This is a genomic window from Mesorhizobium zhangyense, from assembly GCF_011045115.1.
GTDB classification, from domain to species: domain Bacteria; phylum Pseudomonadota; class Alphaproteobacteria; order Rhizobiales; family Rhizobiaceae; genus Mesorhizobium_M; species Mesorhizobium_M zhangyense.
In genome coordinates this window covers 290,156-315,517 of the sequence record NZ_JAAKZG010000005.1, presented here as the reverse complement: position 1 = coordinate 315,517, position 25,362 = coordinate 290,156, and the positions used below count along the sequence as shown (strand labels likewise).

At 61.9% G+C, this 25,362-nt stretch carries 28 protein-coding genes; 15 read left to right on the top strand and 13 right to left on the bottom strand.

The window, feature by feature from the left end; genetic code table 11:
* Nucleotides 1-55: 55 nt before the first annotated feature.
* Complete coding sequence (locus tag G6N74_RS14290) at nt 56-343, bottom strand: hypothetical protein (RefSeq protein ID WP_165118400.1); 288 nt, start codon at nt 341-343, stop codon at nt 56-58.
* Nucleotides 344-543: 200 nt separating this feature from the next.
* On the opposite strand from G6N74_RS14290, the gene G6N74_RS14285 reads away from it, so the two are divergent.
* The gene (locus G6N74_RS14285) at nt 544-1,245 is read left to right on the top strand and encodes a class I SAM-dependent methyltransferase (RefSeq protein ID WP_165118398.1); all 702 of its coding nucleotides are present in this window, start codon (nt 544-546) and stop codon (nt 1,243-1,245) included.
* Nucleotides 1,246-1,254: 9 nt separating this feature from the next.
* Here G6N74_RS14285 and G6N74_RS14280 read toward each other — a convergent pair whose 3' ends face one another.
* Entirely contained in the window at nt 1,255-1,710 is a 456-nt protein-coding gene (locus G6N74_RS14280; RefSeq protein WP_165118396.1) for a carboxymuconolactone decarboxylase family protein, read from the bottom strand.
* A gap of 117 nt (nt 1,711-1,827) precedes the next feature.
* On the opposite strand from G6N74_RS14280, the gene G6N74_RS14275 reads away from it, so the two are divergent.
* A complete protein-coding gene (locus G6N74_RS14275) occupies nt 1,828-2,700 on the top strand; it encodes a sigma-70 family RNA polymerase sigma factor (protein ID WP_165118394.1) in 873 nt (290 codons plus the stop codon).
* A gap of 15 nt (nt 2,701-2,715) precedes the next feature.
* Here G6N74_RS14275 and G6N74_RS14270 read toward each other — a convergent pair whose 3' ends face one another.
* Entirely contained in the window at nt 2,716-3,285 is a 570-nt protein-coding gene (locus G6N74_RS14270; RefSeq protein ID WP_165118392.1) for a TetR family transcriptional regulator, read from the bottom strand.
* A gap of 90 nt (nt 3,286-3,375) precedes the next feature.
* On the opposite strand from G6N74_RS14270, the gene G6N74_RS14265 reads away from it, so the two are divergent.
* The 3 genes from G6N74_RS14265 to G6N74_RS14255 all read left to right on the top strand — a co-directional run bounded on the left by G6N74_RS14265 (nt 3,376) and on the right by G6N74_RS14255 (nt 7,117).
* Nucleotides 3,376-4,284: an SDR family oxidoreductase gene (locus G6N74_RS14265; protein WP_165118390.1), complete on the top strand. Its 909-nt coding sequence runs from the start codon at nt 3,376-3,378 to the stop codon at nt 4,282-4,284.
* A 113-nt stretch (nt 4,285-4,397) separates the two neighbouring features.
* Entirely contained in the window at nt 4,398-5,348 is a 951-nt protein-coding gene (locus tag G6N74_RS14260) for a DNA-methyltransferase (RefSeq protein ID WP_246245757.1), read from the top strand.
* Nucleotides 5,349-5,368: 20 nt separating this feature from the next.
* Nucleotides 5,369-7,117, top strand: coding sequence for a DGQHR domain-containing protein (locus G6N74_RS14255; protein WP_165118388.1), 1,749 nt, complete (start codon nt 5,369-5,371; stop codon nt 7,115-7,117).
* A 6-nt stretch (nt 7,118-7,123) separates the two neighbouring features.
* Here the strand turns inward: G6N74_RS14255 and G6N74_RS14250 are convergent, their stop codons facing one another.
* The 6 genes from G6N74_RS14250 to G6N74_RS14225 all read right to left on the bottom strand — a co-directional run bounded on the left by G6N74_RS14250 (nt 7,124) and on the right by G6N74_RS14225 (nt 12,097).
* Nucleotides 7,124-7,840: a helix-turn-helix transcriptional regulator gene (locus G6N74_RS14250; protein ID WP_165118386.1), complete on the bottom strand. Its 717-nt coding sequence runs from the start codon at nt 7,838-7,840 to the stop codon at nt 7,124-7,126.
* 4 nt (nt 7,841-7,844) lie between these two features.
* Nucleotides 7,845-8,252 (bottom strand): hypothetical protein, encoded by a 408-nt coding sequence (locus tag G6N74_RS14245; protein WP_165118384.1) that lies wholly within the window; start codon nt 8,250-8,252, stop codon nt 7,845-7,847.
* 82 nt (nt 8,253-8,334) lie between these two features.
* Nucleotides 8,335-8,916: a DJ-1/PfpI family protein gene (locus G6N74_RS14240; protein WP_165118382.1), complete on the bottom strand. Its 582-nt coding sequence runs from the start codon at nt 8,914-8,916 to the stop codon at nt 8,335-8,337.
* 18 nt (nt 8,917-8,934) lie between these two features.
* Entirely contained in the window at nt 8,935-9,111 is a 177-nt protein-coding gene (locus G6N74_RS14235; RefSeq protein ID WP_165118380.1) for a hypothetical protein, read from the bottom strand.
* A 169-nt stretch (nt 9,112-9,280) separates the two neighbouring features.
* Nucleotides 9,281-10,069, bottom strand: coding sequence for an SDR family NAD(P)-dependent oxidoreductase (locus G6N74_RS14230; protein ID WP_165118378.1), 789 nt, complete (start codon nt 10,067-10,069; stop codon nt 9,281-9,283).
* 120 nt (nt 10,070-10,189) lie between these two features.
* Nucleotides 10,190-12,097, bottom strand: coding sequence for a propionyl-CoA synthetase (locus G6N74_RS14225; protein ID WP_165118376.1), 1,908 nt, complete (start codon nt 12,095-12,097; stop codon nt 10,190-10,192).
* A 353-nt stretch (nt 12,098-12,450) separates the two neighbouring features.
* On the opposite strand from G6N74_RS14225, the gene G6N74_RS14220 reads away from it, so the two are divergent.
* The 9 genes from G6N74_RS14220 (at nt 12,451) to ftsH (ending at nt 21,895) form a co-directional block, all read left to right on the top strand.
* A complete protein-coding gene (locus G6N74_RS14220) occupies nt 12,451-12,612 on the top strand; it encodes a hypothetical protein (protein WP_091909320.1) in 162 nt (53 codons plus the stop codon).
* Between the two features lie 263 nt (nt 12,613-12,875).
* Complete coding sequence (tolQ, locus tag G6N74_RS14215; RefSeq protein WP_165118374.1) at nt 12,876-13,586, top strand: protein TolQ; 711 nt, start codon at nt 12,876-12,878, stop codon at nt 13,584-13,586.
* Between the two features lie 12 nt (nt 13,587-13,598).
* A complete protein-coding gene (gene tolR / locus G6N74_RS14210) occupies nt 13,599-14,057 on the top strand; it encodes a protein TolR (RefSeq protein ID WP_165118372.1) in 459 nt (152 codons plus the stop codon).
* Between the two features lie 6 nt (nt 14,058-14,063).
* On the top strand, nt 14,064-15,128 hold the full coding sequence (tolA, locus tag G6N74_RS14205) for a cell envelope integrity protein TolA (RefSeq protein ID WP_165118370.1): 1,065 nt from the start codon (nt 14,064-14,066) through the stop codon (nt 15,126-15,128).
* A gap of 38 nt (nt 15,129-15,166) precedes the next feature.
* Nucleotides 15,167-16,483 (top strand): Tol-Pal system beta propeller repeat protein TolB, encoded by a 1,317-nt coding sequence (gene tolB / locus G6N74_RS14200; protein ID WP_165118368.1) that lies wholly within the window; start codon nt 15,167-15,169, stop codon nt 16,481-16,483.
* A 211-nt stretch (nt 16,484-16,694) separates the two neighbouring features.
* Nucleotides 16,695-17,201, top strand: coding sequence for a peptidoglycan-associated lipoprotein Pal (gene pal, locus G6N74_RS14195; protein ID WP_165118366.1), 507 nt, complete (start codon nt 16,695-16,697; stop codon nt 17,199-17,201).
* A gap of 227 nt (nt 17,202-17,428) precedes the next feature.
* Nucleotides 17,429-18,496: a tol-pal system protein YbgF gene (gene ybgF / locus G6N74_RS14190; protein WP_165118364.1), complete on the top strand. Its 1,068-nt coding sequence runs from the start codon at nt 17,429-17,431 to the stop codon at nt 18,494-18,496.
* Nucleotides 18,493-19,851, top strand: a complete 1,359-nt coding sequence (tilS, locus tag G6N74_RS14185; RefSeq protein WP_205826696.1) for a tRNA lysidine(34) synthetase TilS — start codon at nt 18,493-18,495, stop codon at nt 19,849-19,851. The genes ybgF and tilS overlap by 4 nt, the downstream gene beginning before the upstream one ends.
* Nucleotides 19,852-19,957: 106 nt before the next feature.
* Nucleotides 19,958-21,895: an ATP-dependent zinc metalloprotease FtsH gene (gene ftsH, locus G6N74_RS14180; RefSeq protein WP_165118362.1), complete on the top strand. Its 1,938-nt coding sequence runs from the start codon at nt 19,958-19,960 to the stop codon at nt 21,893-21,895.
* Nucleotides 21,896-22,274: 379 nt separating this feature from the next.
* Here the strand turns inward: ftsH and G6N74_RS14175 are convergent, their stop codons facing one another.
* On the bottom strand, nt 22,275-22,625 hold the full coding sequence (locus tag G6N74_RS14175) for a cupin domain-containing protein (RefSeq protein ID WP_165118360.1): 351 nt from the start codon (nt 22,623-22,625) through the stop codon (nt 22,275-22,277).
* A gap of 115 nt (nt 22,626-22,740) precedes the next feature.
* On the opposite strand from G6N74_RS14175, the gene G6N74_RS14170 reads away from it, so the two are divergent.
* The gene (locus G6N74_RS14170; protein ID WP_165118358.1) at nt 22,741-23,265 is read left to right on the top strand and encodes a MarR family winged helix-turn-helix transcriptional regulator; all 525 of its coding nucleotides are present in this window, start codon (nt 22,741-22,743) and stop codon (nt 23,263-23,265) included.
* Between the two features lie 71 nt (nt 23,266-23,336).
* On the opposite strand, the gene G6N74_RS14165 is transcribed toward G6N74_RS14170, so the two are convergent.
* The 3 genes from G6N74_RS14165 to G6N74_RS31645 all read right to left on the bottom strand — a co-directional run bounded on the left by G6N74_RS14165 (nt 23,337) and on the right by G6N74_RS31645 (nt 24,839).
* On the bottom strand, nt 23,337-23,639 hold the full coding sequence (locus G6N74_RS14165) for a hypothetical protein (RefSeq protein ID WP_165118356.1): 303 nt from the start codon (nt 23,637-23,639) through the stop codon (nt 23,337-23,339).
* Nucleotides 23,636-24,007 (bottom strand): hypothetical protein, encoded by a 372-nt coding sequence (locus G6N74_RS14160; RefSeq protein ID WP_165118354.1) that lies wholly within the window; start codon nt 24,005-24,007, stop codon nt 23,636-23,638. Before G6N74_RS14160 ends, G6N74_RS14165 begins: the two co-directional genes overlap by 4 nt.
* 109 nt (nt 24,008-24,116) lie before the next feature.
* Nucleotides 24,117-24,839, bottom strand: a complete 723-nt coding sequence (locus G6N74_RS31645; RefSeq protein ID WP_446685582.1) for a hypothetical protein — start codon at nt 24,837-24,839, stop codon at nt 24,117-24,119.
* Nucleotides 24,840-25,362: the final 523 nt, after the last annotated feature.

The following is a 25,362-nucleotide window of genomic DNA, read 5'->3' as shown; positions in this document are numbered from 1 at the left end:
CCTTTAAACCTCGAACCGTTCAGGCTATCTTTTCGCGCTTTCTCGGCACGACGTTCTAGCGACGGCCCACGGGCATGATCGGCATGCGGCCGCCGCCATGCATGCCCTGGGAGCCGCCTGTCGAAAAGGCCGGGAACGCATGGCCGGGGAAACCCGAGCCATGATGATGCGGCGGTGGTGGCATGTGGTGGCAGCGCCAGCCGCAGCGGACTCCGCCGTCGAATGCAAAGCCGTCGTAGCCGTCATAGTAGCCCAGTGGCGCGTAGGCGGCGTAGCCGGGTCCGTAGACATCTTCCGTTACGCAGCCCGCCAGCGGTGCCAACAGGCCCAGTGAAAGTAGCAAGGCCATACGCATAGTCCTTACCTCCTGATGTAGGCAAAGATTGCGCCCCGATGGTGCTACAACTGTGATGATGACGGGGCTGGGACAATCACGAACCGATCAAATTTGCGGTGTTGGAGCGTGTGGTTTCAGGGCCTTAAGCGGCTCGGGATCGGCTCTGAGCTTGACATCGAGATACTAAACGTAACAATAAAAGTTACATGACTAGAAACGACGATCTCCCTAGCGTACCCGAAAGAGATGCAGCCGCTTTCAACGCCGCCCATGCGCGTTCCTATGCGGAGGGGCCGCCGCGTCAGGTGCCCGGCTTCGCCGGCCTGCATCGCATGACTTCGATGCTCCTTTCGGAGCGTGTCCCCTCGGACGGCCGCGTTCTGGTCCTCGGGGCGGGCGGCGGCCTTGAGTTGAAGGCTCTCGCCGACGATCATCCCGGCTGGACGTTCGACGGCGTCGACCCGTCGGCCGATATGCTTCGGGTGGCCGAGCAGATCGTGGGGCCGCACGCCGAGCGCATGCGCCTTCACGAGGGCTACATCGATGCCGCGCCGGGAGGACCGTTCGACGGCGCCGCCTGCCTGCTGACGCTCCATTTCGTTCCCCGCGACCAGCGCATCGAGACACTCCGGCAGATTCACCGCCGCCTGGCACCGGGCGCACCCTTCGTCGTCGCTCACATCAGCTTTCCGCAGACTGAACCCGAGCGGTCGATGTGGATTGACCGCCACATTGCATTCGGTGGAAGCGACCCCGCCAACGCAGAGAACGCCCGGCGGGCGATCGGCACCAGGCTGTCCATTCTGTCGCCCGAGGAAGACGAGGCGATGTTGCGCGACGCCGGCTTCTCGGGCATCAGCCTGTTTTATGCAGGGCTGAGCTTCAGGGGCTGGGTGGGCTACGCCTAGGCCAACCAGTCAGCCCCACGACCCGGCGATCTGCCGCGTCGTCACGTTGAGGCGGTTGAAGACGTTGGTGGTGGCGATCGACAGGATCAGCGCCGACAGCGCCCGCTCGTCATAGTGACGGGCGGCCTCTTCCCAGATGTCGTCCGGCACCGGATCTGCCCGGTCACTGAGCCGCGTGACGGCTTCGGTGAGCGCGAGTGCTGCGCGCTCAGAATCGGTGAAATAGGGCGCGTCGCGCCAGGCCGCGACGGCAAATAGCCGCTCGTCCGTCTCGCCCGCCTTCTTGGCCGATTTCGCGCCCATGTCGACGCAAAGGCCGCAGCCATTGATCTGGCTGGCGCGCAGATGTGCGAGTTCCAGCGTCTTGGCCGGCACGTCGCCCTTTTCCGTCGCTGCCTTGAGCGCCAGAATGGCCTGCATGGCATTGGGGATGATCGCTGCCGGGTTCTTCATACGGGATTGCATTGTCGGTCTCCTCTAGTGTCTTTTGCGCTTCGATCTGACGGGCCCGGACCGTCTCGTCACATTGGCCGGGTTTCGTTCGTCATGGCCATGACGGACCGCAAGGAGGAAACGTGACAGATGACCGAAGAAAAATTTCTGGCTGATCGCTTCGAGGCAAATCGCGCCCATCTGCGGGCAGTTGCCTACCGCATGCTTGGCTCGCAGAACGAGGCAGACGACGCAGTGCAGGAAGCCTGGCTGCGGCTCACCCGCTCCGATGCCGGCGCGGTGGAAAATCTCGGCGGCTGGCTGACGACGGTGGTGGCGCGCATCTGCCTCGACATGCTGCGCTCGCGCAAATCGCGGCGCGAGGAACCGCTGGAGGTGGATGGCTCCGCGCCGATAGCCATACCGGACACTTCGGCCGATCTCGAACGCGAGGCGATCATGGCCGACTCGATCGGCATCGCACTGCTGGTGGTGTTGCAGACGCTGGCGCCGGCCGAGCGCGTCGCCTTCGTGCTGCACGACATGTTCGACCTGCCCTTCGACGAGATCGCGCCCATCGTCGGGCGCACGCCGGAAGCGTCGCGGCAACTGGCCAGCCGCGCCCGCCGGCGCGTGCAAGGCGCGGATGCCAAGGCTGAAACCGACCGCAGCCGGCAACGCGAAATCGTCGACGCTTTCCTCGCCGCCTCGCGCAGCGGCGATTTCCAGGCGCTGCTGACCATGCTTGCCCCCGACGTCGTCTTCCGCGCCGACCCGACCGCCGCGCGCATGGGATCGCAGGCCGAGATCCGCGGCGCGCAGGCCGTGGCCGCCACCTTCAATGGACGCGCCCAGGGCGCGCAGACGGCGCTGGTCGACGGCGGCGTCGGGGTTCAGGTCGTCGTCGGCGGACAGCTGCGCGTTGCGCTGCGCCTGACCATCGCAGACGGCAGGATCACCGCCATCGATGCCATCGCCGACCCGGACCATCTCGCCCGGCTCGGCGTGACATCGCTCGATTGAGGGCAACCGCCATCGTCACCGACGGGCGGTGACGATGGCGCCGACGAAGTGCCTCAGGCCGTCCTCGACGAAACTCGCCACACCGCCCTGCGGATCAAAGCCCCACCACAGCAACGAGCCCTGCCATTGCGAGGCCATCAGCAGCCCGATGCCGGAAGGCGCATCGGGAAAGCCGGCAAAGCAATCCTCAAGTGCTACCGACAGCGCCGCCTTCCACGCAGCACCGCGCGCCCGGAGTGCTGGATCGCGCAGGTCCTCGCGCAGCACCAGCAGGCCCTCGGCATAGGTTTCGATGCCACCATAATCCTGCGACAGCCCGACCAGCAGCGCGATGGCGCCGTCGGGCGTCTTCGGGGCGCTGGCGGCGAGCCGCGCGGTCTTGTCGTCCAGCCCGTCCCAGGCATGCAGCAGCGCCTTCTGCTTCAGCGACGCCTTGGTGCCGAAACGCTGCACCAGTGTCGCCGGCGAAAGCCCACAGGAGCGGCCGAGGCTGTCGAAGGTCAGCGCCTCCGGCCCGCGCTCGTGGATGATTTTCAGCGCGGCTTCCAGCACCTGCTCGTCGGACTGCATCTTGCGGCGGGGCATCTTGACTTCCATTTATAAACGAATATTCACTTATAAATAATTCCGGCCGTAAAGGCCAGTGCCGATGGTGGTTGATCACAGGAGAGTTCGATGACGCTTGCCGGAAAAGTCGCCCTTGTCGCCGGCGCCACGCGCGGTGCGGGCCGGGGCATTGCAACGGAATTGGGGGCGACGGGCGCAACCGTCTATGTCACCGGGCGCACGACGCGCGAGCAGCAATCCGAATATGCCCGGCCCGAAACCATCGAGGAAACCGCCGAGCTGGTCACCGCCGCCGGCGGCAAGGGCATCGCGGTGCGCGTCGACCATCTGGTTTCCGAAGAGGTCCGCGATCTCGTAGCGCGCATCCGCACTGAGCAGGGCCAGCTCGACGTAGTGGTCAACGACGTGTGGGGCGGCGAAAAGCTGTTCGAATGGAACAAGCCAGTGTGGGACCACGATCTGGAAAACGGCCTGCGCATGCTGCGGCTGGCCATCGACACCCATCTGATCACCGCGCACCATGCCCTGCCCCTGCTGATCGAGCGGCCCGGCGGCCTGCTGGTGGAGGTGACGGACGGCACCGCCGAGTACAACGCCGAGCACTACCGCCTGTCGCCCTTCTACGACCTCTGCAAGGCCTCCGTGCTGCGCATGGCCTGGGCGCACGCCAAGGATCTTGCGCCGCATGGCGCGACGGCCGTGGCGATCACGCCGGGCTGGATGCGCTCCGAAATGATGCTGGAAGCGTTCGGCGTGAAGGAGGAAAACTGGCGCGACGCCACCGCCAACATCCCCCACTTCATCATCTCCGAAACCCCGCGCTTCGTCGGCCGTGCGGTGGCAGCGCTCGCCGCCGACCCCGACCGCGCCCGCTGGAACGGCCAGTCGCTCTCCAGCGGTGGCCTTGCGCAGGTCTACGGTTTTATAGACCTCGACGGCTCAAGGCCTGATGCCTGGCGCTATGTGCCGGAGGTGCAGGATGCGGGGAAGCCGGCGGATGCTACGGGGTATCGGTGAGGGGGACGGCAACTACCACAACTTGTTATCAAAACGAACCAGTCAACTATTTGTACTGGAATTCGCCTTTTCGTTCGCTTACGCCTAGGTTTGCGACGAATCGGGGGCCTAGGTTGACAGTACCGGAAACAACGAAACGGTCTGGCAGTCTGACTGCATTTCATCAACTGATCGAAGGGGATGCAATCACCGCCTTGGATCAGTTGCCTGACGCCTCTTGCAGTCTTGCTATAACTTCACCGCCCTATAACATAGGCAAGGAGTATGAGCGAGATCAGCGCCTGACTCTAAAAGAGTACCTAGCTTGGCTCGAGCCGATAGTTGATAAAACCTGCAAAAAAATTAAAGACGACGGCCATATATGCTGGCAGGTTGGAAATTATGTTAATAACGGGCAAGTATATCCATTAGATTACTATTTCTATGGAATGATACATGAGCGGGGTTTTAGACTAAGAAATCGAATTATTTGGCATTTCAATTTTGGACTTCATGCGACACGAAGATTTTCCGGTCGCTATGAGACGCTTTTGTGGTTCTCGAAAACTGACAGCTACCACTTCAATCTCGAGCCAGTTCTCGTTCCGCAGCTCTACCCTGGAAAGCGGCACGCTGCCAGCAAGGGGGATAGGGCTGGGAAACCTAGTGGCAATCCGAAAGGAAAAAACCCAAGCGATTTCTGGGCTTTTGATGCTACCAAAGCTTTCCTGGATGAGCCGATATGGGATCTGCCCAACGTCAAGGCAAGACATCCTGAGAAGACGATTCATCCATGCTCATTCCCTAGCGAACTGGTCGAAAGGTGTGTTCTTGCACTCACCAAGCCGGGCGATAGAATCCTCGACCCCTTTGTCGGGGTAGGTACAACCGTTATCGCCGCAGCAAAACATGGTCGCGTTGGCATCGGAATAGACAAAAGCGAAAAGTACATTGAAATTGCACGCAAGCGCCTTGCCGATCAGGAAAGTGGCGAATTGGTCACAAGGCCCATGGGAGTGCCTATACGAAGACCAAAATCAGGGGAAAAAGTTGCTACCATTCCTGAGGAATGGGCTGCTGAATAGGGGACGGCGGTAAATAGGGGATGGCAGTGAATACTCAAAAACCGGGTAGAACTAAACAAAAGAAAGCGAAAAAACTCAAAAGCAAGCTCACGCCAGAACAGCGCAAAATTCAAAAAGTCAAGGCGGACCACATCCGTACAGCACGGGCAACTTTACGAAATGCCGGCTTTGATCGAGCGCCAGAAATCGCTGAATTGCAGATTAATTTTGGCGGCCAAGATGGTGAGTTTGACGACGCGTTTGTGTATCAAAATGTGATTCTTCTAGTTGAATACACAACATCGCAGCCATCCGACGTTACTGGGCACCTTAAGAATAAAAAGATAATTTTTTCAAAAGTAGAATCCGATCCAGATGGCTTCATCGCTTATCTTCGAGAAAAATCTCCAGACTTCGACAAAAGACTTGGAAATAGATTCCATTATAAGAAATTTATAACTAGAATAATATACTGTTCAAGATACGATTTTGACGCCGGGGTTAAAAATACGGTCGATGAGCCGATTTATCTAGATTTCCCTCTACTTAAATACTTTGAGAAGATATGCGGCACCATAAAAATGTCCGCCCTCCCAGAGTTTCTTGAATTTGCAAATATAGACCCAACAAAGGTAGCGAAAGACGGAATATTCCCCAAGAATTCGACTGATATTAAGTACGATGGCTCAATTCTTCCGGATTCTGCATCTGGATTTCCTCCGGGGTATAAAGTCGTCTCATTTTATGCTGACGCAGCCTCTCTGTTGCAGCGGGCATACGTTTTACGCAGGAATGGGTGGCGATCTTCATTCCAAGCGTATCAGCGCATGGTGCAACCCACAAAGATTGAGCAAATTCGACGTAAGCTAAAGTCGGATGGGCAGGTTTTCGTAAACAACCTTATCGCCACACTTCCGTCAGATGTTCATCCGGTTAATGACGAGGGAAAGACCGTAGATATAAAGCTTCTGGAAGAGACAGCCCCAGTAAAAATATCACTTCCATTAAGGCCGAACTCAATTGGATTAATTGATGGACAGCATCGCCTCTTTTCATACTACGAGTCTAGGGAGGATGATAAGCATATCGCCAAACTGAGAAATGAGCAGAACCTACTAGTCACAGGAATAATATACCCTGATGGAACGCCTCAAGAGATTGCAGAACGTTTTGAAGCGACACTCTTTCTAGCAATTAATTCCAACCAAACAAACGCTCCCCCTGCACTTAAACAAGAAATTGAGGTAATACTGAAACCTTACAGTCCGACCGCCATTGGCAAGCAAGTCCTGCAGAGGCTTGCCGCTTCTGGCCCGTTACATGGGCATGTGGAGGCGTATTTCTTTGACAAAGGCAAGCTCAAAACAACCTCTATCGTTAGTTATGGCTTAGGCCCGCTAATTAAACTTGGAGGAAACGATTCATTGTTCACGCTGTTTTCTCATCCGCAGAAGGCCGAAATTGCATCAGGAAGGGCCCCGGCTGCGCTTGCAGAATACATCAAGTTTAGCGCCTCTCAAATTGAGATATTCCTGAATGCAGTTAAGGCAAATGTGCCAAACGAGCGATGGACGACTGAGGCACAAGTTAAGAATAGAGTACTCACCGTTACATATGTAAACAGCTTCCTGATCGTTATGAGGCGGATTATCGAGAATCGTGGGGCTATCGATTTTCTGATTCTAAAGAATAAACTTGAGGGAATACATGAGTTCGACTTCTCAGCTTTCCATTCCAGCCAATACGGACGAATGGCCGGGGAAATTTACGACAAACACTTCCATACATGATGCCCCTCACGCCCCAGCCGACCGCGCCCCGCTCCCGTCATACTCGTTCCTCTCCACCCGCCGATAAAAATCCGCCAGTTGCTTGCCGCGTTCGTGGCGGAAGGGGCGGCCGGAGGGGGTGATGGCGCTGATGCGGTCGATGCGGAAGGCGCGAAAATCGTCGCGCATCTCGCACCAGGCGACCAGCGTCCAGACCTTGCCCCAGAACCAGAGGCCGAGCGGGCGCACGTCGCGGGCGGTGGTGCGGCCGGCTTCGTCGCGGTAGTCGAGCGTCAGCACGTCGCGCTTTTCGACGGAACGCTCGAGGATGTCGATCGCCTTGCGGTCGGCATCGCTCACCACCCACATCGGCGTGTGGATTTCCGTGCGGGCGATGCGGTCCTTCTCGGCGTCCGGCAGCACCGCCCCGATCTTGACCAGCGCCTCGTCTGCCGCCCGCGCCATGGTGGCGCCGCCGAAGGCCCTCACCATGCGCGCGCCGGCAACCAGTGCTACGATTTCATCTCTTGTGAACATGAGCGGCGGAAGGTCGAACCCCTCCCTCATTATGTAGCCCACGCCGGCCTCGCCATCGATCGGCACGCCCGTCGACTGAAGGTCGGCGATGTCGCGATAGATCGTGCGCTCCGACACTTCGAGCCACTGGCCAAGTTTCTGCGCGGTGACCAGCCGGCCGCCGCGGAAATGCTGAACGATCTGAAAAAGCCTGTCGGCGCGCCGCATGGTGTTATCCCGTCAATCCTTCGCGCTGCCGCTGCTCGGCAACGAAGCCCGCGCCGAAGGTCAGCCGCTTCGTCGTCGGCGTCTTCGCATCGAGCACCCGCCAGAACGGCGTGATGTCGTCGAGGTCCGCGCCGCGCTCCAGCGCCTCATGTGCCGCCTCGGCCACCGTGCGCAGATGATAGCCCGTATAGATCGGGCAGGTAACTTCCGCCTTGTGGGCCACAGCCAGCGTCTTGCGCATCGTCACCACGTCGACATGGTGGCCGGCGGGAATGGCGCGAATGAAATCGTCGACTAGCTTCGGCGTCGGCACCAGCATGACCTCGCCCTTGCGCATGCCGGCAATCGACACCGGCGCGGGCTTGATCTCGACTTTCGCCGGCGCGTTGAGCCTGTCGGTCCAGCTTTTCATGTCGAGCATCCTCCACGATCCCGAAATGGCAACATGGCATGATCCTCCTGACAGCATAATGTCAGGAGCCTCGTCGGGATAGTCAGGAATATTCGCGCGCAAACAGCGAGCGCATTTCGGTTACCGCGTCCGCGCGTTCGGGATAAAGCGTGCGCAGGAACTCCAGCGCGAAGGTACCGGAGGCGGAACCGGGTGCCGATACTATGCGCCCGTCAACCACTGCGTGCGGCACGTCCTGGTAGTTTTCCCTGCCGGCATAGTCGGGCTCGTGGTGAAGGATCCAGTCGCGGCCATTGCTGGTGTGCTTGGCTTTCCTGAACAGGCCGGCGCGGGCCAGCGCCAATGTGCCGGCGCAGATGCCGCCAACCACGCCGCCGCGTTCCTCGACGGTGTGCAGCAGTGCGGAGACATCCGGCGCCTTTTTCGACGCCCAGCCGTCGGACCCGATGACGGCAATGGCGTCAAGATCGGCATTTTCCGCGGGATCGGCGCCCCGGTCGGGCGTAAGACGGAAACCGCTCATCGATGTCACCGGCTCGCCGGTCGGGGTCAGCGACACGGCGCGCGCGCTGAACCATTCGACCGCCGAACCGGAAAGCAGGCCGTATTCCCAGTCGGCAAGACCCTCGATGAACAGGAACCCTATCGTTTTCCCCGCGGACATGAGCATCACCTTCTCCGCTCAACCGCGACGTGCGCGGAATGCACGGCGGGCAGCATAATTGTCCGGCCAGCCTATATCCTTCTGGATGCTGTGCGGAAGGGAATTGATGAGGCGCTCGGTGCGGATATCGTCGTGCAGGGTCTGGAACTTGCCAGCGTAGTGCCTGATGGTGTTGAAAATATCGGTGGTAAACATGACAGTTCTCCTTCGTTGATGGAGACACTATCCCACACCCCTGCTGACAGCAGTCTGTCAGGAGGGTGGCAGCGTTGGTGGAAAGGTTTGTTGCGGTCGTTTCAGGCGATCAAAAGCAGCCCCCTCTCCGTCTCGGCTTCGCCGAGCCGGAGAGGGGCCTTGCTTAAGCCTACGCCCCCTTCACCGGCACCGTATAATTCAGCGGCAGGCGGCCGCCATCGGCGTAGATGGTCTGGCCGGTGATGTAGCTGGCGTCGTCGGAGGCAAGGAACGCCGCGATCGCCGCAATTTCCGACGGCTCGCCGACACGGCCCATCGGCGTGCGCGACAGGATGCGGTTCTTCGCTTCGGGATCGTTGTTCACGCTGGACAGCATGTCGGTCATGATCGAACCCGGCCCGATGGCGTTGACGCGGATGCCGTAGGGTGCCAGCGACAGCGCCATGACCCGGGTGAGTTGGTTCACGCCGCCCTTCGACACCGAATAGGGAAGCTGGTTGGCGATGGCCACGACAGCGTTGATCGAGGACATGTTGATGATGGAGCCGGGCGATCCGCCATTGCCGACCTTCTCGACCATGTATCTCGCCACCGCCTGCCCGGCGAGGAAGGAACCCTTCAGATTTACCTGCAGGACGCGGTCGAAATCTTCTTCCTTGAGGTCGAGGAAATCGGCGCCATGGACGATGCCGGCATTGTTGACGAGAATGTCGATGTCGCCGAAGGCGTCGATGGTGGCGGCGACCAGATTGTGGATGTCGAGGCGCTTGCCGACATCGGCCTTGACGAACTGGACCTTGCCGAGCTTGGCGAGATCGCGTTCGGCCTTTTCGCCCTTCTCGTGATCGACATCGGCGATCATCACCCGGGCGCCGTCATGCAGGAAACGCTGGGCAATCGCCAGCCCGATGCCACCCGCCGCACCCGTTACGATCGCTGTCTTGCCGGTAAGGGCCATGGAATTCTCCTGTCAGTCAGCCGTCCAGCGGCGCTTGTGACGGACACTTATCGCAAGGACAGACCCGGTCAACCGCTCGGCGTCAGATGGCCGGCAGGGTAGAGTTAGCGGGGCGGTCTCTCAGACGCCGATCCCGCGCGCGTTCAGCACCGCCTTGATCTCATCAAGGATGGCGGGATCGTCGATCGTGGCCGGCATCTTCCATTCTTCGCGGTCGGCGATCTTCTGCATGGTGGCGCGCAGGATTTTTCCCGACCGCGTCTTGGGCAGGCGCTTGATCGCCACCACGATGCGGAAGGCGGCGACCGGCCCGATGCGATCGCGCACCAGCGCCACCACTTCCTTTTCGATCTCGGCAGCGTCGCGGGAAACGCCGGCATTGAGCACGACGAAGCCGCAGGGCACCTGCCCCTTCATGGCGTCGGCAATGCCGATGACGGCGCATTCGGCAACATCGGGATGCTCGGCCAGCACCTCCTCCATGCCGCCGGTGGAAAGCCGGTGGCCGGCGACGTTGATGATGTCGTCGGTGCGCGCCATGATGAAGAGGTAGTTCTCATCGTCGATATAGCCGGCATCGGCGGTTTTGTAATAGCCGGGAAACTCGATGAGATAGGCCTCGCGAAAGCGCTCGTCGGCGTTCCACAGCGTCGGCAGGCAGCCGGGCGGCAGCGGCAGCTTGACCACGACATTGCCGAGCGTGCCACGCTCCACCGGGTGGCCGGCATCGTCCAGTATCTGCACATCATAGCCTGGCATCGGCACGCCGGGAGACCCGTATTTGACCGGCAGCTGCCCGAGCCCGACCGGATTCTGGCTGATCGGCCCGCCGGTCTCGGTCTGCCACCAATGGTCGATGACGGGAACATTGAGATTGCGCTCGGCCCATTTGATCGTTTCCGGGTCGGCGCGCTCGCCGGCCAGGAACAGCGTGCGGAACTTCGACAAATCGTATTTCGGCACGAACGTGCCCTTAGGGTCCTGCCCCTTGATGGCGCGGAAGGCGGTCGGCGCGGTGAACAGGGCAACGACGCCGTGCTCGGAAATCACCCGCCAGAAGGTGCCGGCATCGGGCGTGCCGACCGGCTTGCCCTCGAACAGGATGGTGGTGCAGCCGTGCAGCAGCGGCGCATAGACGATGTAGGAATGGCCGACCACCCAGCCGACATCGGAAGCGGCCCAGAACACTTCGCCGGGCTTGACGCCGTATTCGTTTTCCATAGACCATTTCAGCGCCACCATGTGCCCGCCATTGTCGCGCACGACGCCCTTGGGCTGGCCGGTGGTGCCGGAGGTGTAGAGCACATAGAGCGGATCGGTGGCAGCGACCGGCACGCAGGGGACCTCGCGGCCGGCGGCTTTCGCAGCTTTGACCGTCTCGGCGTAATCGACATCGCGGCCGGGGATCAGGTCGCAGGTCAGCTGCTCGCGCTGGAGGACGATGCAGGCGGACGGCTTGTGCCGCGCCAGCTCGATGGCGCCGTCGAGCAGCGGCTTGTAGGCCACGACACGCCCCGGCTCGATGCCGCAGGAAGCGGAGATGATCAACTTCGGCGTCGCATCGTCCAAGCGTGTCGCGAGTTCGCGCGCGGCAAAGCCGCCGAACACCACCGAATGGACAGCGCCTATGCGGGCGCAGGCGAGCATGGCGAACACCGCTTCCGGCACCATCGGCATGTAGATGATGACGCGCTCGCCCTTTTCCACGCCTTGATCCTGGAGCACGGCGGCGAGTGCGGTCACTTCCGCCAGAAGCTCGGCATAGGTGAATTTTTTCTGGGTGCCGGTGATCGGGCTGTCGTGGATCAGCGCGAGCTGGCCGGCGCGGCCGCCGGCGACGTGACGGTCGACCGCGTTGAAGCAGGTGTTGCATTCGGCGCCTGGAAACCAGCGGCCATAGACGCCGGCCTCGGCGTCGAAGACCTTGTCCCACGGTTTTACCCAGTCGATGTCGCGCGCCGCCTCGGCCCAGAATGCCTCCGGGTCATTTTCCCAGCTTTCGTAGACTTCATGATAACGCGAACGCATCGCAACACCTCCCAAGCAGCGACAGAACTGTGGGCGTCTTAGATGAAGATCAGGGCCGGCGTCCATCTGACTAAGGGATAGATGTGGGATTTTTGACCCGTGGAATGCTCCACTTAAGGTCCCCTCTCCGTCTCGGCTTCGCGCGCCACCTCTCCCCGCAAGCGGGGCGAGGAACCCAAGTTCTGAAATACCACGAACCTCGGCGAGTGCCGGTTCCTCGCCCCCATGAAATGGGGGAGAGGTGGCGCGCGAAGCGCGACGGAGAGGGGGAACTACGGCATCCGCCAGCGCACCACCTCTACTATTGCAATCCCCGCTTTGACAGCCACCCCCATTGCTGCTCAAACACGCGCATGTCCAAGGCGCTGTCGCTCGTCATCATAGCCATCATGGCAATTCAGCTCATCAAGCCGCTGGGCTTGCCGGGCCTCAGGCAGCGGCGCGACTTCTGGAAGCTGGCGGTGCTGGCGCTGGGCGCGATCGGGATCACCGTATTGCTGAGCCACGCGGTCTGAAGAACGCCCCTGCGGAAAAATAAAACGCATCGCATTTGCGCGCTTCAAACACTAACTCATCCTTAACCATAACAGTTCATGAAGAAGATCGTTAGGAATGCGTCTTTTTTTAACGCCTTCCTTTGACCAAATTTCGCCCTGAAAAGGCCGGGTAACGGCGCATTTTGGGGTACTTCCGGAAGCTTCGCGCGAACGGACCACATGGGATGATGCGCAAGGGCGGGCCGCGAGCGGCGCCCGGAAATATTAAGGACTGTCTTATCATGGAAAATCTCGCACTCGCCGAACCGAGCGCACAACTGTCTATCTGGGCGCTGTTCTGGCAGGCCGGCTGGGTCGTCAAGCTGGTCATGCTCGGCCTGCTCGGCGCTTCCGTCTGGACCTGGGCGATCGTCGTCGACAAGATCGTCGCCTATGGCCGGATGCGCGCGGCGCTGAACCGCTTCGAGCAGATATTCTGGTCGGGACAGTCGCTGGAAGAGCTTTACCGTACGCTGTCGGACCGCAAGACCACCGGCATGGGCGCGATCTTCGTTGCCGCCATGCGCGAATGGAAGAAGAGTTTCGAGAAGGGCGCAAAGGCGCCGCTCGGCCTCCAGACCCGCATCGACAAGGCGATGGACCTGGCGCTGACCCGCGAGATGGAACGCCTGGAAGGCCGGCTCGGCTTCCTCGCCACCATCGGTTCGGCAGCCCCCTTCATCGGCCTGTTCGGCACCGTGGTCGGCATCATGACTTCGTTCCAGGCCATCGCCGGATCGAAATCGACCAACCTCGCCGTCGTCGCCCCCGGCATCGCCGAAGCGCTGCTGGCTACCGCTATCGGCCTGCTCGCCGCTATCCCGGCGGTCATCGCCTACAACAAGCTGTCATCGGACGCGAGCAAGATCGCGGTGCGTATGGAAGGGTTCGCGGATGAGTTCTCCGCCATACTCTCGCGCCAAATCGATGAAAAAGTCGCGGCCAAGGCCTGAGGTAGAGCAATCATGGGAATGTCTGTAGGAGCGGCGGGAGGCGGACGCGGCGGGCGCGGCCACAGGCGGCGCGGCCGCCATCACGGCCTGATGTCCGAAATCAACGTCACGCCTTTCGTCGACGTCATGCTGGTGCTGCTCATCATCTTCATGGTGGCAGCCCCGCTGATGACCGTCGGCGTGCCGATCGACCTGCCGGAAACGCAGGCCAAGGCGCTGAATTCCGAAACCCAGCCGATCACCATCTCGATCAACCAGGCCGGCCAGATCCACATCCAGGAAACCGAGATCCCGATCGAGGAACTGGTGCCCAAGCTCGGCGCGATCGCGCAGGCCGGCTATGAGGAACGCATCTACGTGCGTGGCGACAAGACCGCCGACTACGGCACGGTGATGCGGGTGATGGCCCGTATCCAGGCGGCCGGCTACACCAAGATCGGCCTTGTGACGCTGCAGGAACAGGACCAGTAGAATTCGATGAAGGCCGGTCTCACCACATCGGTTGTCCTGCATGCCGCGGTCCTCACCTTCGGCCTGCTGACGCTGTCGGCACCGAGCGCCCTTGAGGTCGCCGATGTCGAGGCGTTTCCGGTCGACATCATTCCGATCGAGGAAATCACCCAGATCCAGCAGGGCGACAAGACCGCCGCGGTGAACGAAAAGCCTGCGCCCAAGCCGACGCAGCGCCCCGACATCGTGCCGGACGCGCAGAAGGTCGGCGAAAACAGCGTCGACACCGACAAGAAGGTGACGCCGGAAGCCAAGCCCAAGCCGGTGGAAGCAGCCGACGCGCCGCCGCCCTCGCCCGAACCGACGCCTAAGCCTGCGCCCGAACAGCCCAAGCCCGAGCCGGTCAAGCAGGAAGAGCCCAAGCCGACGCCGGTGCCCGCCACGGAAGTGACGCCGCAGCCGCAGCCCAAGCAGGAAGTGAAGCCGGACCCGGTCGCCGAGACGATCGCGGCCGAGAAGCCCGACGCCGAGACGGTACAGTTGCCGAATACCGCGCCCTCGCCGGCCGCCAAGCCGCAGCCGCCGCAGGCCCAGACGGCAAAGACGCCCGACCGCAAGGAAGCGGAAAAGCCGGCCAAGGAAGCAGCCGCCAAGCCGAAATCGACGGAAAAGTCGTTCAACGCCGACGAAGTCGCAGCGCTCCTCAACAAGGACAAGGCTTCCGGCGGCGGCGCCAAGCGCTCGACCGAACAGGCATCGCTGGGCGGCGAAAAGACCACCGGCGGCTCGAAACTGTCGATGAGCGAAATGGACGCGCTGCGCGGCCAGGTGCAGCGCTGCTGGAACATTCCAGCCGGCGCGCTCGACGGCGACACGCTGAAGGTTTCGGTCAAGTTCAAGCTCGACCGCTCCGGCGCGCTGGAAGGCAGCCCGGAGATCATTTCCGGCGGCGGCAGCTCCGGCGTCGAACGCGCAGCCGCAGAAGCGGCCCGCCGCGCCGTCTCGCGCTGCTCCCCCTACAATCTTCCCGCCGATAAGTATGACGCCTGGGCTGACGTCATCGTCAATTTCGACCCCAGCGAGATGTTCTGACCCACATCCGCGCATCTGGACCAAAGAGGCCGAACTTCATGAAGAATTTTTTCAAGACGATCATGCTGATGGGCGCGCTTGCCACGGGGCTGAGCGCGGTCGCCACTCTGCCGGCCCATGCGCTGGTCGAGATCGACGTCAACAAGGGCACCGTCGAGCCGCTGCCGGTCGCCATCACCGACTTCCTGTCGGGTGACGCCGTCGGCGCCGAGATTTCGGGCATCGTCGCAGCCGACCTCAAGCGTTCCGGCCTGTTCGCGCCGATCGACAAGGGCGCTTTCATCGAAAAGATCTCCAATCCGGACGCCGCCCCGCGCTTCGAGGACTGGAAGGTCATCAACGCGCAGGCGCTCGTCACTGGCCGGGTCACCCAGGAAGCGGACGGCAGGCTGAAGGCGGAGTTCCGGCTGTGGGACACCTTTGCCGGCCAGCAGCTCATCGGCGAGCAGTTCTTCTCCTCGCGGGCAAATTCGCGCCGCGTCGCCCACATCATCGCCGACGCCATTTATGAGCGCCTGACAGGTGAGAAGGGTTATTTCGACACCCGCGTCGTCTTCATCGACGAATCGGGCGCGAAGAACCAGCGCAAGAAGCGCCTCGCCATCATGGACCAGGACGGCGCGAACATCCGCTACCTGTCCGATGGCCGCTCGATCGTGCTGACGCCGCGCTTCTCGCCGACGCGCCAGGAAATCACCTACATGTCCTATGAGAGCGGCCAGCCGCAGGTCTATCTGCTGCAGATCGAGACCGGCCAGCGCGAACTCGTCGGCAATTTCCCCGGCATGACCTTCGCCCCGCGCTTCTCGCCTGACGGCCAGAAGGTCATCATGAGCCTGCTGCGCGACGACGGCAATTCCAACGTCTTTGCCATGGACCTCCGCAGCCGCACCACCACGCGCCTGACCAATTCGAACTCGATCGACACTTCGCCGTCCTATTCGCCGGACGGCTCCAAGGTCGTCTTCACCTCCGACCGCGGCGGCCGCCCGCAGATCTACGTCATGGGCGCGGACGGCTCCGGCCAGACCCGCATCTCCTTCGGCGACGGCACCTATTCGACGCCGGTATGGTCGCCGCGCGGCGACCTGATCGCCTTCACCAAGCAGGCCGGCGGCCAGTTCCAGATCGGCGTGATGAAGACCGACGGTTCGGGCGAGCGTATTCTTTCCTCGGGCTTCCAGCAGGAAGGCCCGACCTGGGCGCCCAACGGCCGCGTGCTGATGTTCTTCCGCGATGCGGCAGGTGCCGGCGGACCGAAGCTCCACTCGATCGACCTGACCGGCCGCAACGAACAGGCCATTCCGACGGCGAATTTCGGCTCTGACCCAGCCTGGTCGCCGCTTCTCGAATAGAGCGAAAGCCTTCAGAACGCGGCGGTTCATAGGATCGCCGCGTTTCCGCCGCATTTCGGCCTACGGTGCGCGGGAAATGAAATGTGGGTCGTGTGCCGAACGCGGACGGGCGTCGGCAACCAATCATTAACCCTGTTTCTTGACCGCCGGTTAACTGCGATGTGGTTACTGATCGATCAACGAAATCACTCGAATACGAAGGAGAGGCGGGATGCGCCGCATCGCTAAACTAGCAACCAACCCTGTGGTCATCGCCTTGATGATGTCGCTGGCTATCGCCGGCTGTGCTTCCAAGAAAACCCCGAACAGTGCTGCCGATCTCGGACTGGGCGGCGCGGGCGCTGCAACGCCTGGCTCGGCCCAGGACTTCACCGTCAATGTCGGCGACCGTATCTTCTTCGATACCGACTCCTCGTCGATCCGCGCCGACGCGCAGGGCATCCTGAGCCGTCAGGCACAGTGGCTTAACAAGTACGGCAACTACGCCATCGTCGTCGAAGGCCATGCCGACGAGCGCGGCACCCGCGAATACAACCTGGCGCTCGGTGCACGCCGCGCCGCCGCTACCCGTGACTTCCTCGTCGCCCGTGGCGTCGCCTCGAACCGCCTGAAGACGATTTCCTACGGCAAGGAACGCCCGGTCGCAGTCTGCGACGACATCTCCTGCTGGTCGCAGAACCGTCGCGCCGTTACCACGCTGGGCGGAGCCGGCAGCTAAGCGCTTGATCCCGTAAAGTTGCAGACTTTACGGACAAGATCATGCGCAAGCAGAAAGCCTGATCCCGCTACACGCGGTAAATTAGCAACACCTGTTTTGGAAAGGCGGCTCAAGGGCCGCCTTTTTCATTGCCACATTTTGCAAACAAAATTTGGCCGAAGTCTCGCTCCCTGATAAAAGGCGGTGCGCAACCGCGCGATTTCCCGTTTTTCAATGGCGAGAGGCACATGTATTTTCGATCCATCCTGAGCGGCACACTTGCCGTGCTATTGCTTTCAGGCGCGGCTTTTGCGCGTGATGCCGGACCGGGGCACGGCCCGGGCAGAAGCGACGGCGCGAGTATTTCCACACCATCGCCGGCCGCGGGCCTGCCGGGGGTTTTCGGCAACCGCAGCAGCAGCGGCACGTATCAGGTCGCACAGGCCGGCGACCCGCGCGTCAGCGGCCTCGAAGAGCAGATCCGTTCGCTGAACGGCAAGGTCGAGGAACTCAACTTCCAGATCCTGCAGATGCAGGAACAGCTCCGCAAGATGCAGGAAGACAACGAGTTCCGCTTCCAGGAACTCGAAGGCAAGAAGAAGTCGGACGCCGGCTCGGGCAAGACAAACAGAAGCGTCGCGGAGAATTCCGCGACGTCTTCCGACAAGCAGACGACCGCCGCCACCGGCGGTTCGTCATCGGAAAGCGTCGAGCAGGTCATCGGCGAGAACGGCGGCGGCACCACCCCGCCCGGAAACGGAACCGGGAAAGCGCCGACGACCTTCGGCACGATCACCTTTGACGCCGACGGCAACGTCACCAGCGGCAGCGTCGGTGACCAGGCTTCCGTCGGCGGCAGCGACCTGGACGCCCCCGCCAACAACGACGCGGCACCTTCGAACGGCGCGGTCGTTGCAGCATTGCCCGCGACCGACGATCCGGACGAAGTCTACCGCAACTCCTACCAGTTCATTCTTTCGGGCGACTACAGCACGGCGGAATCCGGCTTCCGCGATCACATTGCGCGTTTCCCGGCCGACCCCAAGACCGCTGATTCGCGCTATTGGCTTGGCGAGGCCCTGCTCGGGCAGCAGAAATATCGCGATGCGGCCGAAATCTTCCTCGCCGCCAACAAGGAATTCCCCAAGGCCAAGAAAGCGCCCGACATGCTGTTCAAGCTCGGCGTCTCGCTGGTCGGCCTGCATCAGCGCGACGTTGCCTGCGCCACCTTCGGCGAGATCGGCAAGCGCTACCCCGAAGTTTCCGGCGCCCTCAAGGAGCGCATCAAGCAGGAACAGGCGCTTGCCGCGTGCTGACCGCTCCGGTGGGCGTCGACCCGCTTCAGCTATTCTCGAATTTTGATGTCGCGCCCCGCCGCGCGCTGATCGCAGCGGTTTCCGGCGGCAGCGACTCCCTCGCCCTCCTTCTCCTGGCAAAATCCTTTCTCGACCGGACCGCCCCCGCGATCCGGCTGGTGGCAGTGACCGTCGATCACGCCTTGCGGCCGGGCTCGGCCGCCGAGGCCGATGAGGTGGCACAGCTCGCCGCCCGCCATGGCATCGCCCACCGCACCATGACATGGACGGGCGAGAAGCCAGCGGCCGGCATTCCCGCCGCCGCCCGCGAGGCGCGCTACGGGCTGCTGGCGCAGGCGGCAAAGCTCGAAGGCACAGACCTGATCCTCACCGGCCACACCGCCGATGACCAGGCCGAGACGGTGCTGATGCGTAAGGCGCGCCAGGACGACGGGCGCGGGCTGGCCGGCATGGCGCCGGCGACCCTGTTCGATTGCCACGTCTGGATCGCCCGGCCCCTGCTCGCCACACGCCGCGAAGCCTTGCGCAATTTTCTGCGCACACAAGGCGTGACGTGGCTGGAGGACCCGACCAACACCAACGAGCTTTTCGAGCGTCCACGCATGCGGGCAGAGCTAAGACAGGACGGCGAGCGGGTTGCCGAAGCACTGGAGATCGCCACCGACGCTGCCGGCGAACGTATGCGTCTTGGAGCCGAAGCAGCCGCCCTGATCGGCGCTTTTGCCAGCCGGCCGGCACCCGGACTCTTGCGTCTCGACCGCGATTTCGCAGCACCCAAAACCCGCGATGCCGCCATCTACGCGCTGCGCACCTTGCTAGCGGTCGTCGGCGGCACGCCTTTCCTGCCCGACGAGGCTCGTTCTGCGGAACTTTTCGGCAATCTTTCGCGAGACACTTTTTGCGCCACATTGTCGCGGACGGTGATCGACAAGCGGCGGATCGGCATTTTTCTCCACCGCGAGGCGCGCGGCCTACCTGCCCCATCGATGCCCGATGACGGGATGATCTGGGACGGGCGCTACCGCATCTTGCGCGCCGCTTCGATCGACGGCGTCACCGTCGCACCGCTCGGCGCATTGCAGGCCAAGTCCTTGACGACACAGACGGAAAACCTGCCGGCAAGCCTTGTCCGCTCTGCCTTGGCCGCCGAACCGGCGCTGTGGCGGGGTGAAGAATGCCTCGGCCGGATTGCAGCGGACGCCGCTTTGCGAGGGCTCAAGGCGATGCCGGTGGCGGCCCCGTGGGCGCGTTTTCTGCCGGCTTTCGATCTTGAGCCGGCCCGCGCCGTCATTGCACTGCTGGGCGCTGCACCCCTGCCCGCTTCGCCATGGCGAGGCCACAAAGCTAAAGCTTAACCGATCCGTGCTCTTCTGCTTGGCATTGGCCGAGACGGTGCCTATGTTAGAGCCAAGCTTTTCACCAACAATGCGTGTTCGCTTGCGGGCACGAACAGGATAATCGATGAATCCGAATTATCGTAATCTCGCGCTCTGGGCGATCATCGCCGTTCTTCTGATCGCGTTGTTCAATCTGTTCCAGACGCCGCAGACGCGGGGCGCATCGAGCGATGTCGCCTATTCGGATTTCCTGAAGGAGGTCGAGGCTGGCCGCGTCAAGACGGTGACGATTGCCGGTGACCGCATTTCGGGCACCTATAACGACAGCGCGACCGCCTTCCAGACCTATTCTCCGGGCGATGCGACGCTGGTTCAGCGCCTGCAGGACAAGAACGTCACCATCCAGGCACGTCCTGAAAACGACGGTTCCGGCTCGCTGTTCTCGATGCTGCTTTCGTGGCTGCCGATGATCCTCATCCTCGGCGTGTGGATATTCTTCATGCGCCAGATGCAGTCCGGCTCCGGCCGCGCCATGGGTTTTGGCAAGTCCAAGGCCAAGCTTCTGACCGAGGCGCATGGCCGCGTCACCTTCGGCGATGTCGCCGGCGTCGATGAAGCCAAGGAAGATCTGGAAGAGATCGTCGAGTTCCTGCGCGACCCGCAGAAGTTCCAGCGGCTGGGCGGCAAGATCCCGCGCGGCGTGCTGCTCGTCGGCCCTCCCGGCACCGGCAAGACGCTGCTTGCCCGCTCGGTGGCGGGTGAGGCGAATGTGCCCTTCTTCACCATTTCCGGTTCGGATTTCGTCGAAATGTTCGTCGGCGTCGGCGCCAGCCGCGTGCGCGACATGTTCGAGCAGGCCAAGAAGAACGCGCCCTGCATCATCTTCATCGACGAAATCGACGCCGTCGGCCGCCATCGTGGCGCCGGCCTCGGCGGCGGCAATGACGAGCGCGAACAGACGCTGAACCAGCTTCTGGTCGAGATGGACGGTTTCGAGGCCAATGAATCGATCATCCTGATCGCCGCCACCAACCGCCCCGACGTTCTCGATCCCGCGCTGCTGCGTCCGGGCCGCTTCGACCGTCAGGTCGTGGTGCCGAACCCCGACATCGTCGGCCGCGAGAAGATCCTGAAGGTGCATGTGCGCAACGTGCCGCTGGCTCCTAATGTCGACCTCAAGGTCGTCGCGCGCGGAACCCCGGGCTTCTCGGGCGCTGATCTGGCCAACCTCGTCAACGAGAGCGCCCTGATGGCGGCACGCCGCAACAAGCGTCTGGTCACCATGGCGGAGTTCGAGGACGCCAAGGACAAGATCATGATGGGCGCGGAGCGCCGCTCCTCGGCCATGACGCAGGAAGAAAAGACCAACACCGCCTATCACGAGGCTGGTCACGCCGTCGTCGCGCTGAACGTGCCGAAGGCTGACCCGCTGCACAAGGCCACCATCATTCCGCGTGGCCGCGCGCTGGGCATGGTCATGCAGCTGCCGGAAGGCGACCGCTACTCGGTGACCTACACCTGGATGATCTCACGCCTTGCGATCATGATGGGCGGACGCGTCGCCGAGGAACTGAAGTTCGGCAAGGAGAACATCACTTCCGGTGCTTCCTCCGACATCCAGCAGGCGACCAAGCTGGCGCGCTCGATGGTGACCCAGTGGGGTTATTCCGACAAGCTCGGCCGCGTCGCCTATGGCGATAACCAGGAAGAGGTCTTCCTTGGCCACTCGGTGGCCCGCACGCAGAACGTCTCGGAAGAGACCGCGCAGATCATCGACGCCGAAGTGCGCCGCCTGATCGACGAGGCCTATGCCGAAGCGATGCGGATCATGACCAAGAAGAAGAAGGAATGGATCGCGATCGCCGAAGGCCTGCTCGAATACGAGACGCTGAGCGGCGAAGAGATCAAGCAGCTGATGGCCGGCAAGAAGCCATCGCGTGATCTTGGCGATGACACGCCCCCGAGCCGCGGTTCGGCCGTGCCGAAAGCCGGCTCCACCGGCGGCCGCCGCAAGAAGGGCGAGGAGCCCGAAGGCGGCATGGAGCCTCAGCCGCAGGGGTGAGCAGCCGGTTTCGAGCGTAGCGAGAAAATCATGATGCCAGTAGCATCATGATAGGCCAGCGAACGCCGGGACGCTGCCGTAGGCAGCGGGGACCCGGCCGGGATACGGTCGACCAACACCCGGAGCCCTAGCGAAGGGCAGGATTGAAGATTGAAGCGCCGCTGGATGAAAATCCGGCGGCGTTTTTCGTTTGGACGTTCCCCCTCTCCGTCGCGCTTCGCGCGCCACCTCTCCCCCATTTTATGGGGGCGAGGAACCGGCACCCATCGAGGCCGCAACATTTCAGAACTTGGGTTCCTCGCCCCCGCAAGGCGGGGGAGAGGTGGCGCGCGAAGCGCGACGGAGAGGGGGTTTATGCGAACAAACCCTGCCTGCTCAACTAACCGTTCGCCTCTTCCAGAAACTCCTGCACGACATGGTCGTTGGCGTGGATGCAGACGATCTCCAGCCGTCCCGTACCGACATTGACGAATTTGTGCGGGATGTTGGCAGCGCCCACGACGATATCGCCGGCGGTGGCGCGGGTTTTTTCCCGCCCGACGGTGAATTCCGCCTCGCCCGAGCGCACGACCCAGGTTTCCGTATAGGGGTGGACATGCAGCCCCGGCCCCTGCCCCGGATCGTTGTCGACCAGAAAGAATGATACCTGCGAACCGTGCTCGTTGCCCTGGAAGAGAACGGTGCGGCTTGCGCCGGGCTTCGGTTCGGTGCGGCGAATGACTTCGTACATCTTGCTTCTCCCGGTTGGCTCAATTGATACGGCAAAACTATCTTGACGTGAAGATATCTAAAAATATCTTCACGTCAAGATATAATGCGCCTATAGGCTTTCCATGGAGAAAAGCATGAGCGACAAGCCGAAACCCGACCATGTCGACCGCCTGCGCGGCCAGTGGGCCCGCGAAGCGCCCGACATCGACACAACGCCGATGACGATCCTCGGGCGGGCCTACCGCCTGTCGAACCTTGTCCGCCCGAGCATCGAGGCGACCTTCGCCGGCTTCGGGCTCGACCGCGGCGAGTTCGACGTCATCAGCACCCTGCGCCGCTCCGGCCCGCCCTACAGGCTGACCCCGACCGACCTCTACACATCGCTGATGATCTCCTCGGGCGGGCTGACCCACCGGCTGGGAAGGCTGGAAAAAGCAGGGCTGATCAGCCGCGAGAAGTCATCCGAGGACGGCCGCAGCTTCTTCGTGGCGCTGACGCCGGAGGGCCAGAAGCGGGCGGAAGAAGCGTTCCGCGCCGATATGGCCAGCGAAATGCAGTTCCTCGAAAAGCTCAGCCCGGAAAAGCGCGCAGCCCTTGCCGATCTGCTGCGGGAGTTGGTGCGGGGGGTGGAGGAGGGCGATGCGACGCCTTCCTCATGAGAGAGCTACCGCAGGCAAACGAACACGACGTCCGAGCAGTTATCGCCATTCGTCCAAACCTGAATATGGGTTCACCGGCCGGAAACCTCGCTCTCAAGCACCTTGAGGCCCGGAACGATGTCGACCACAACTTTGCGGCTGGGCGTCTCGATCTCTCCGTCGAATATCTGAACCAGCCCCGCTGGGATATCTCCCATTCCGCCAAGGCTGACCGCGGTGTCGCCTTCGCTATCAGGCAGGCAACCGACGGCAATGCAGCTAGGGGCTCTCCAGAAGAACTCTTCACCATCAATTTCGGGATAGTCGCGATTTTGTGCGTCCCTGATGAACAGCAGGCAGTTGGGAACGGCTATTTGCTTTGAGATGAGCTTCACTGCTCTCCCCAACCGATGATAATTCTTTCGGGCCACTTGGGATGGCTGAGCCAAATCTGAACAGATGTCAGGGCAGCCTGTACAGAGGCCTTGAGAATGACCCGCCCATCGACCGTAGTCACCACCAAATGCCTGGTCGGCGTCTCGAGAAGTCCGCTGAAGTCGGGCGGACCATCCGGACCGGCCTCGTCCACAGGTCCCATGACAATTTCCGTTGCACCCTCGATTTCCGGAAAGGTTCCAACGGAAATACATGATTGCGTTGCGAGAATTAAGGGGCCTTTTACGGGATCCGGCGCCTCACCCCCATCGACATCGGAAATGAAGATGAGTGAATTGACAGGCTTTACTCTCTTTTTGAGAAGCATTTCTTCCTTTGCAGTAACTGGCGGGTCGAACCCAAGAAGATGCACCCAACAAAAAGCCCGCAAACCTTTCGGTGCGCGGGCTTTTCCGTTGTCCTGAGACGGTCGGCGCTTATCCGGACACGCTGGCCTTCAGGCGGGCGTTGCAGAGGCTGTAGTAGCCGCCGCCCTTCTGGATCCAGCGCAGGCCAGCCAGCGAATCGCTGTCCTTGTTGTCGTAATACTGCTCGAGGCAGGTGTGCATGCGTGCCTTGCCGGGGGTCTCGGTGGCGAACTTCTTCGACACGGCCTTCGGGAAGCTTACGCCGCGCGGCGCGGTGACGGTCGGCTGGTCCGGCTCGCCGTCATAGGTCGCCTGGTCGAGGTTCGGCACGCTGTCGTCGTCAGCCGCCGAAGCGCTGCAGGACGACTTGCGGAACTGGTTCCAGCTCTGGCCGCCGAGCGAGTTGGCGTCCTTGGCCGCGCTGTACTTGGCGCTGCATTCCTTCATCGTCAGGCCCTTGCCGCCGGTGTCGGCAGCAGCGGTGTCGGACTTAGAGGCTTTCGCCGGTTTTGCCGCCATGGTGGCGCTGGCGCCGGGGCCGCACTGGGCCTTGCGGAAGTCGTTCCATTTCATGCCGTTCAGCGCGTTCGCATCCTTGGCGGCATTGTACTTGGTGCTGCATTCCTGCATCGACAGGCCCTTGGCCTCGTCGTCGGAAGCAGCCGCGGGCTTTGCCGCCATCGTGGCGCTGGCGCCCGGGCCGCATTCAGCCTTGCGGAAATCGTTCCACTTCATGCCGTTCAGCGCGTCGCCATCCTTGGCGGCATTGTACTTGGCGCTGCATTCCTTCATCGACAGGCCCTTGGCCTCGTCACCGGCAGCTGCCGTGTCGGACGACTTGGAAGCCTTTGCAGGCTTGGCGGCAACGGTGGTGCTGGCGCCCGGGCCGCACTGGGCCTTGCGGAAGTCGTTCCACTTCATGCCGTTCAGCGCATCGGCGTCCTTGGCCGCATTGTATTTGGCGCTGCATTCCTTCATCGACAGGCCCTTGGCCTCGTCATCGGAGGCAGCCGTGTCAGAAGCCTTCTTGGTCGTCTTTGCAGCCTTTTTCGTGTCGGCCTTGGCCGGCGCGGTTGCAGCGCTGTCGTCGGCAGCGCATTCGGCCTTGCGGAACTGGTTCCAGGTCTGCCCACTGAGCGACCCGGCGTCCTTGGCGGCGTTATATTTGGCGCTGCATTCTTTCATGGTCAGAGCGCTGGCTGGCGACGCCATGAACAGGGCGAGGGCCGCGAAGCCCGATAGGGTGACTAGTTTGTTGAATAGCATGGCAATTCTCCGTAAATGCTGCCCACAAAACGTCCCTGAGCAAATCTTT

Excerpts from the sequence above, each read along its gene's own strand:
- G6N74_RS14285 (WP_165118398.1), top strand. The coding sequence starts at position 544 with ATGACTAGAAACGACGATCTCCCTAGCGTACCCGAAAGAGATGCAGCC.
- G6N74_RS14280 (WP_165118396.1), bottom strand. The coding sequence starts at position 1,710 with ATGCAATCCCGTATGAAGAACCCGGCAGCGATCATCCCCAATGCCATG.
- G6N74_RS14275 (WP_165118394.1), top strand. The coding sequence starts at position 1,828 with ATGACCGAAGAAAAATTTCTGGCTGATCGCTTCGAGGCAAATCGCGCC.
- G6N74_RS14270 (WP_165118392.1), bottom strand. The coding sequence starts at position 3,285 with ATGCCCCGCCGCAAGATGCAGTCCGACGAGCAGGTGCTGGAAGCCGCG.
- G6N74_RS14265 (WP_165118390.1), top strand. The coding sequence starts at position 3,376 with ATGACGCTTGCCGGAAAAGTCGCCCTTGTCGCCGGCGCCACGCGCGGT.
- G6N74_RS14255 (WP_165118388.1), top strand. The coding sequence starts at position 5,369 with ATGGCAGTGAATACTCAAAAACCGGGTAGAACTAAACAAAAGAAAGCG.
- G6N74_RS14250 (WP_165118386.1), bottom strand. The coding sequence starts at position 7,840 with ATGCGGCGCGCCGACAGGCTTTTTCAGATCGTTCAGCATTTCCGCGGC.
- G6N74_RS14245 (WP_165118384.1), bottom strand. The coding sequence starts at position 8,252 with ATGAAAAGCTGGACCGACAGGCTCAACGCGCCGGCGAAAGTCGAGATC.
- G6N74_RS14240 (WP_165118382.1), bottom strand. The coding sequence starts at position 8,916 with ATGTCCGCGGGGAAAACGATAGGGTTCCTGTTCATCGAGGGTCTTGCC.
- G6N74_RS14235 (WP_165118380.1), bottom strand. The coding sequence starts at position 9,111 with ATGTTTACCACCGATATTTTCAACACCATCAGGCACTACGCTGGCAAG.
- G6N74_RS14230 (WP_165118378.1), bottom strand. The coding sequence starts at position 10,069 with ATGGCCCTTACCGGCAAGACAGCGATCGTAACGGGTGCGGCGGGTGGC.
- G6N74_RS14225 (WP_165118376.1), bottom strand. The coding sequence starts at position 12,097 with ATGCGTTCGCGTTATCATGAAGTCTACGAAAGCTGGGAAAATGACCCG.
- G6N74_RS14220 (WP_091909320.1), top strand. The coding sequence starts at position 12,451 with ATGTCCAAGGCGCTGTCGCTCGTCATCATAGCCATCATGGCAATTCAG.
- tolQ (WP_165118374.1), top strand. The coding sequence starts at position 12,876 with ATGGAAAATCTCGCACTCGCCGAACCGAGCGCACAACTGTCTATCTGG.
- tolR (WP_165118372.1), top strand. The coding sequence starts at position 13,599 with ATGGGAATGTCTGTAGGAGCGGCGGGAGGCGGACGCGGCGGGCGCGGC.
- tolA (WP_165118370.1), top strand. The coding sequence starts at position 14,064 with ATGAAGGCCGGTCTCACCACATCGGTTGTCCTGCATGCCGCGGTCCTC.
- tolB (WP_165118368.1), top strand. The coding sequence starts at position 15,167 with ATGAAGAATTTTTTCAAGACGATCATGCTGATGGGCGCGCTTGCCACG.
- pal (WP_165118366.1), top strand. The coding sequence starts at position 16,695 with ATGCGCCGCATCGCTAAACTAGCAACCAACCCTGTGGTCATCGCCTTG.
- ybgF (WP_165118364.1), top strand. The coding sequence starts at position 17,429 with ATGTATTTTCGATCCATCCTGAGCGGCACACTTGCCGTGCTATTGCTT.
- ftsH (WP_165118362.1), top strand. The coding sequence starts at position 19,958 with ATGAATCCGAATTATCGTAATCTCGCGCTCTGGGCGATCATCGCCGTT.
- G6N74_RS14175 (WP_165118360.1), bottom strand. The coding sequence starts at position 22,625 with ATGTACGAAGTCATTCGCCGCACCGAACCGAAGCCCGGCGCAAGCCGC.
- G6N74_RS14170 (WP_165118358.1), top strand. The coding sequence starts at position 22,741 with ATGAGCGACAAGCCGAAACCCGACCATGTCGACCGCCTGCGCGGCCAG.
- G6N74_RS14160 (WP_165118354.1), bottom strand. The coding sequence starts at position 24,007 with ATGCTTCTCAAAAAGAGAGTAAAGCCTGTCAATTCACTCATCTTCATT.
- G6N74_RS31645 (WP_446685582.1), bottom strand. The coding sequence starts at position 24,839 with ATGAAGGAATGCAGCGCCAAGTACAATGCCGCCAAGGATGGCGACGCG.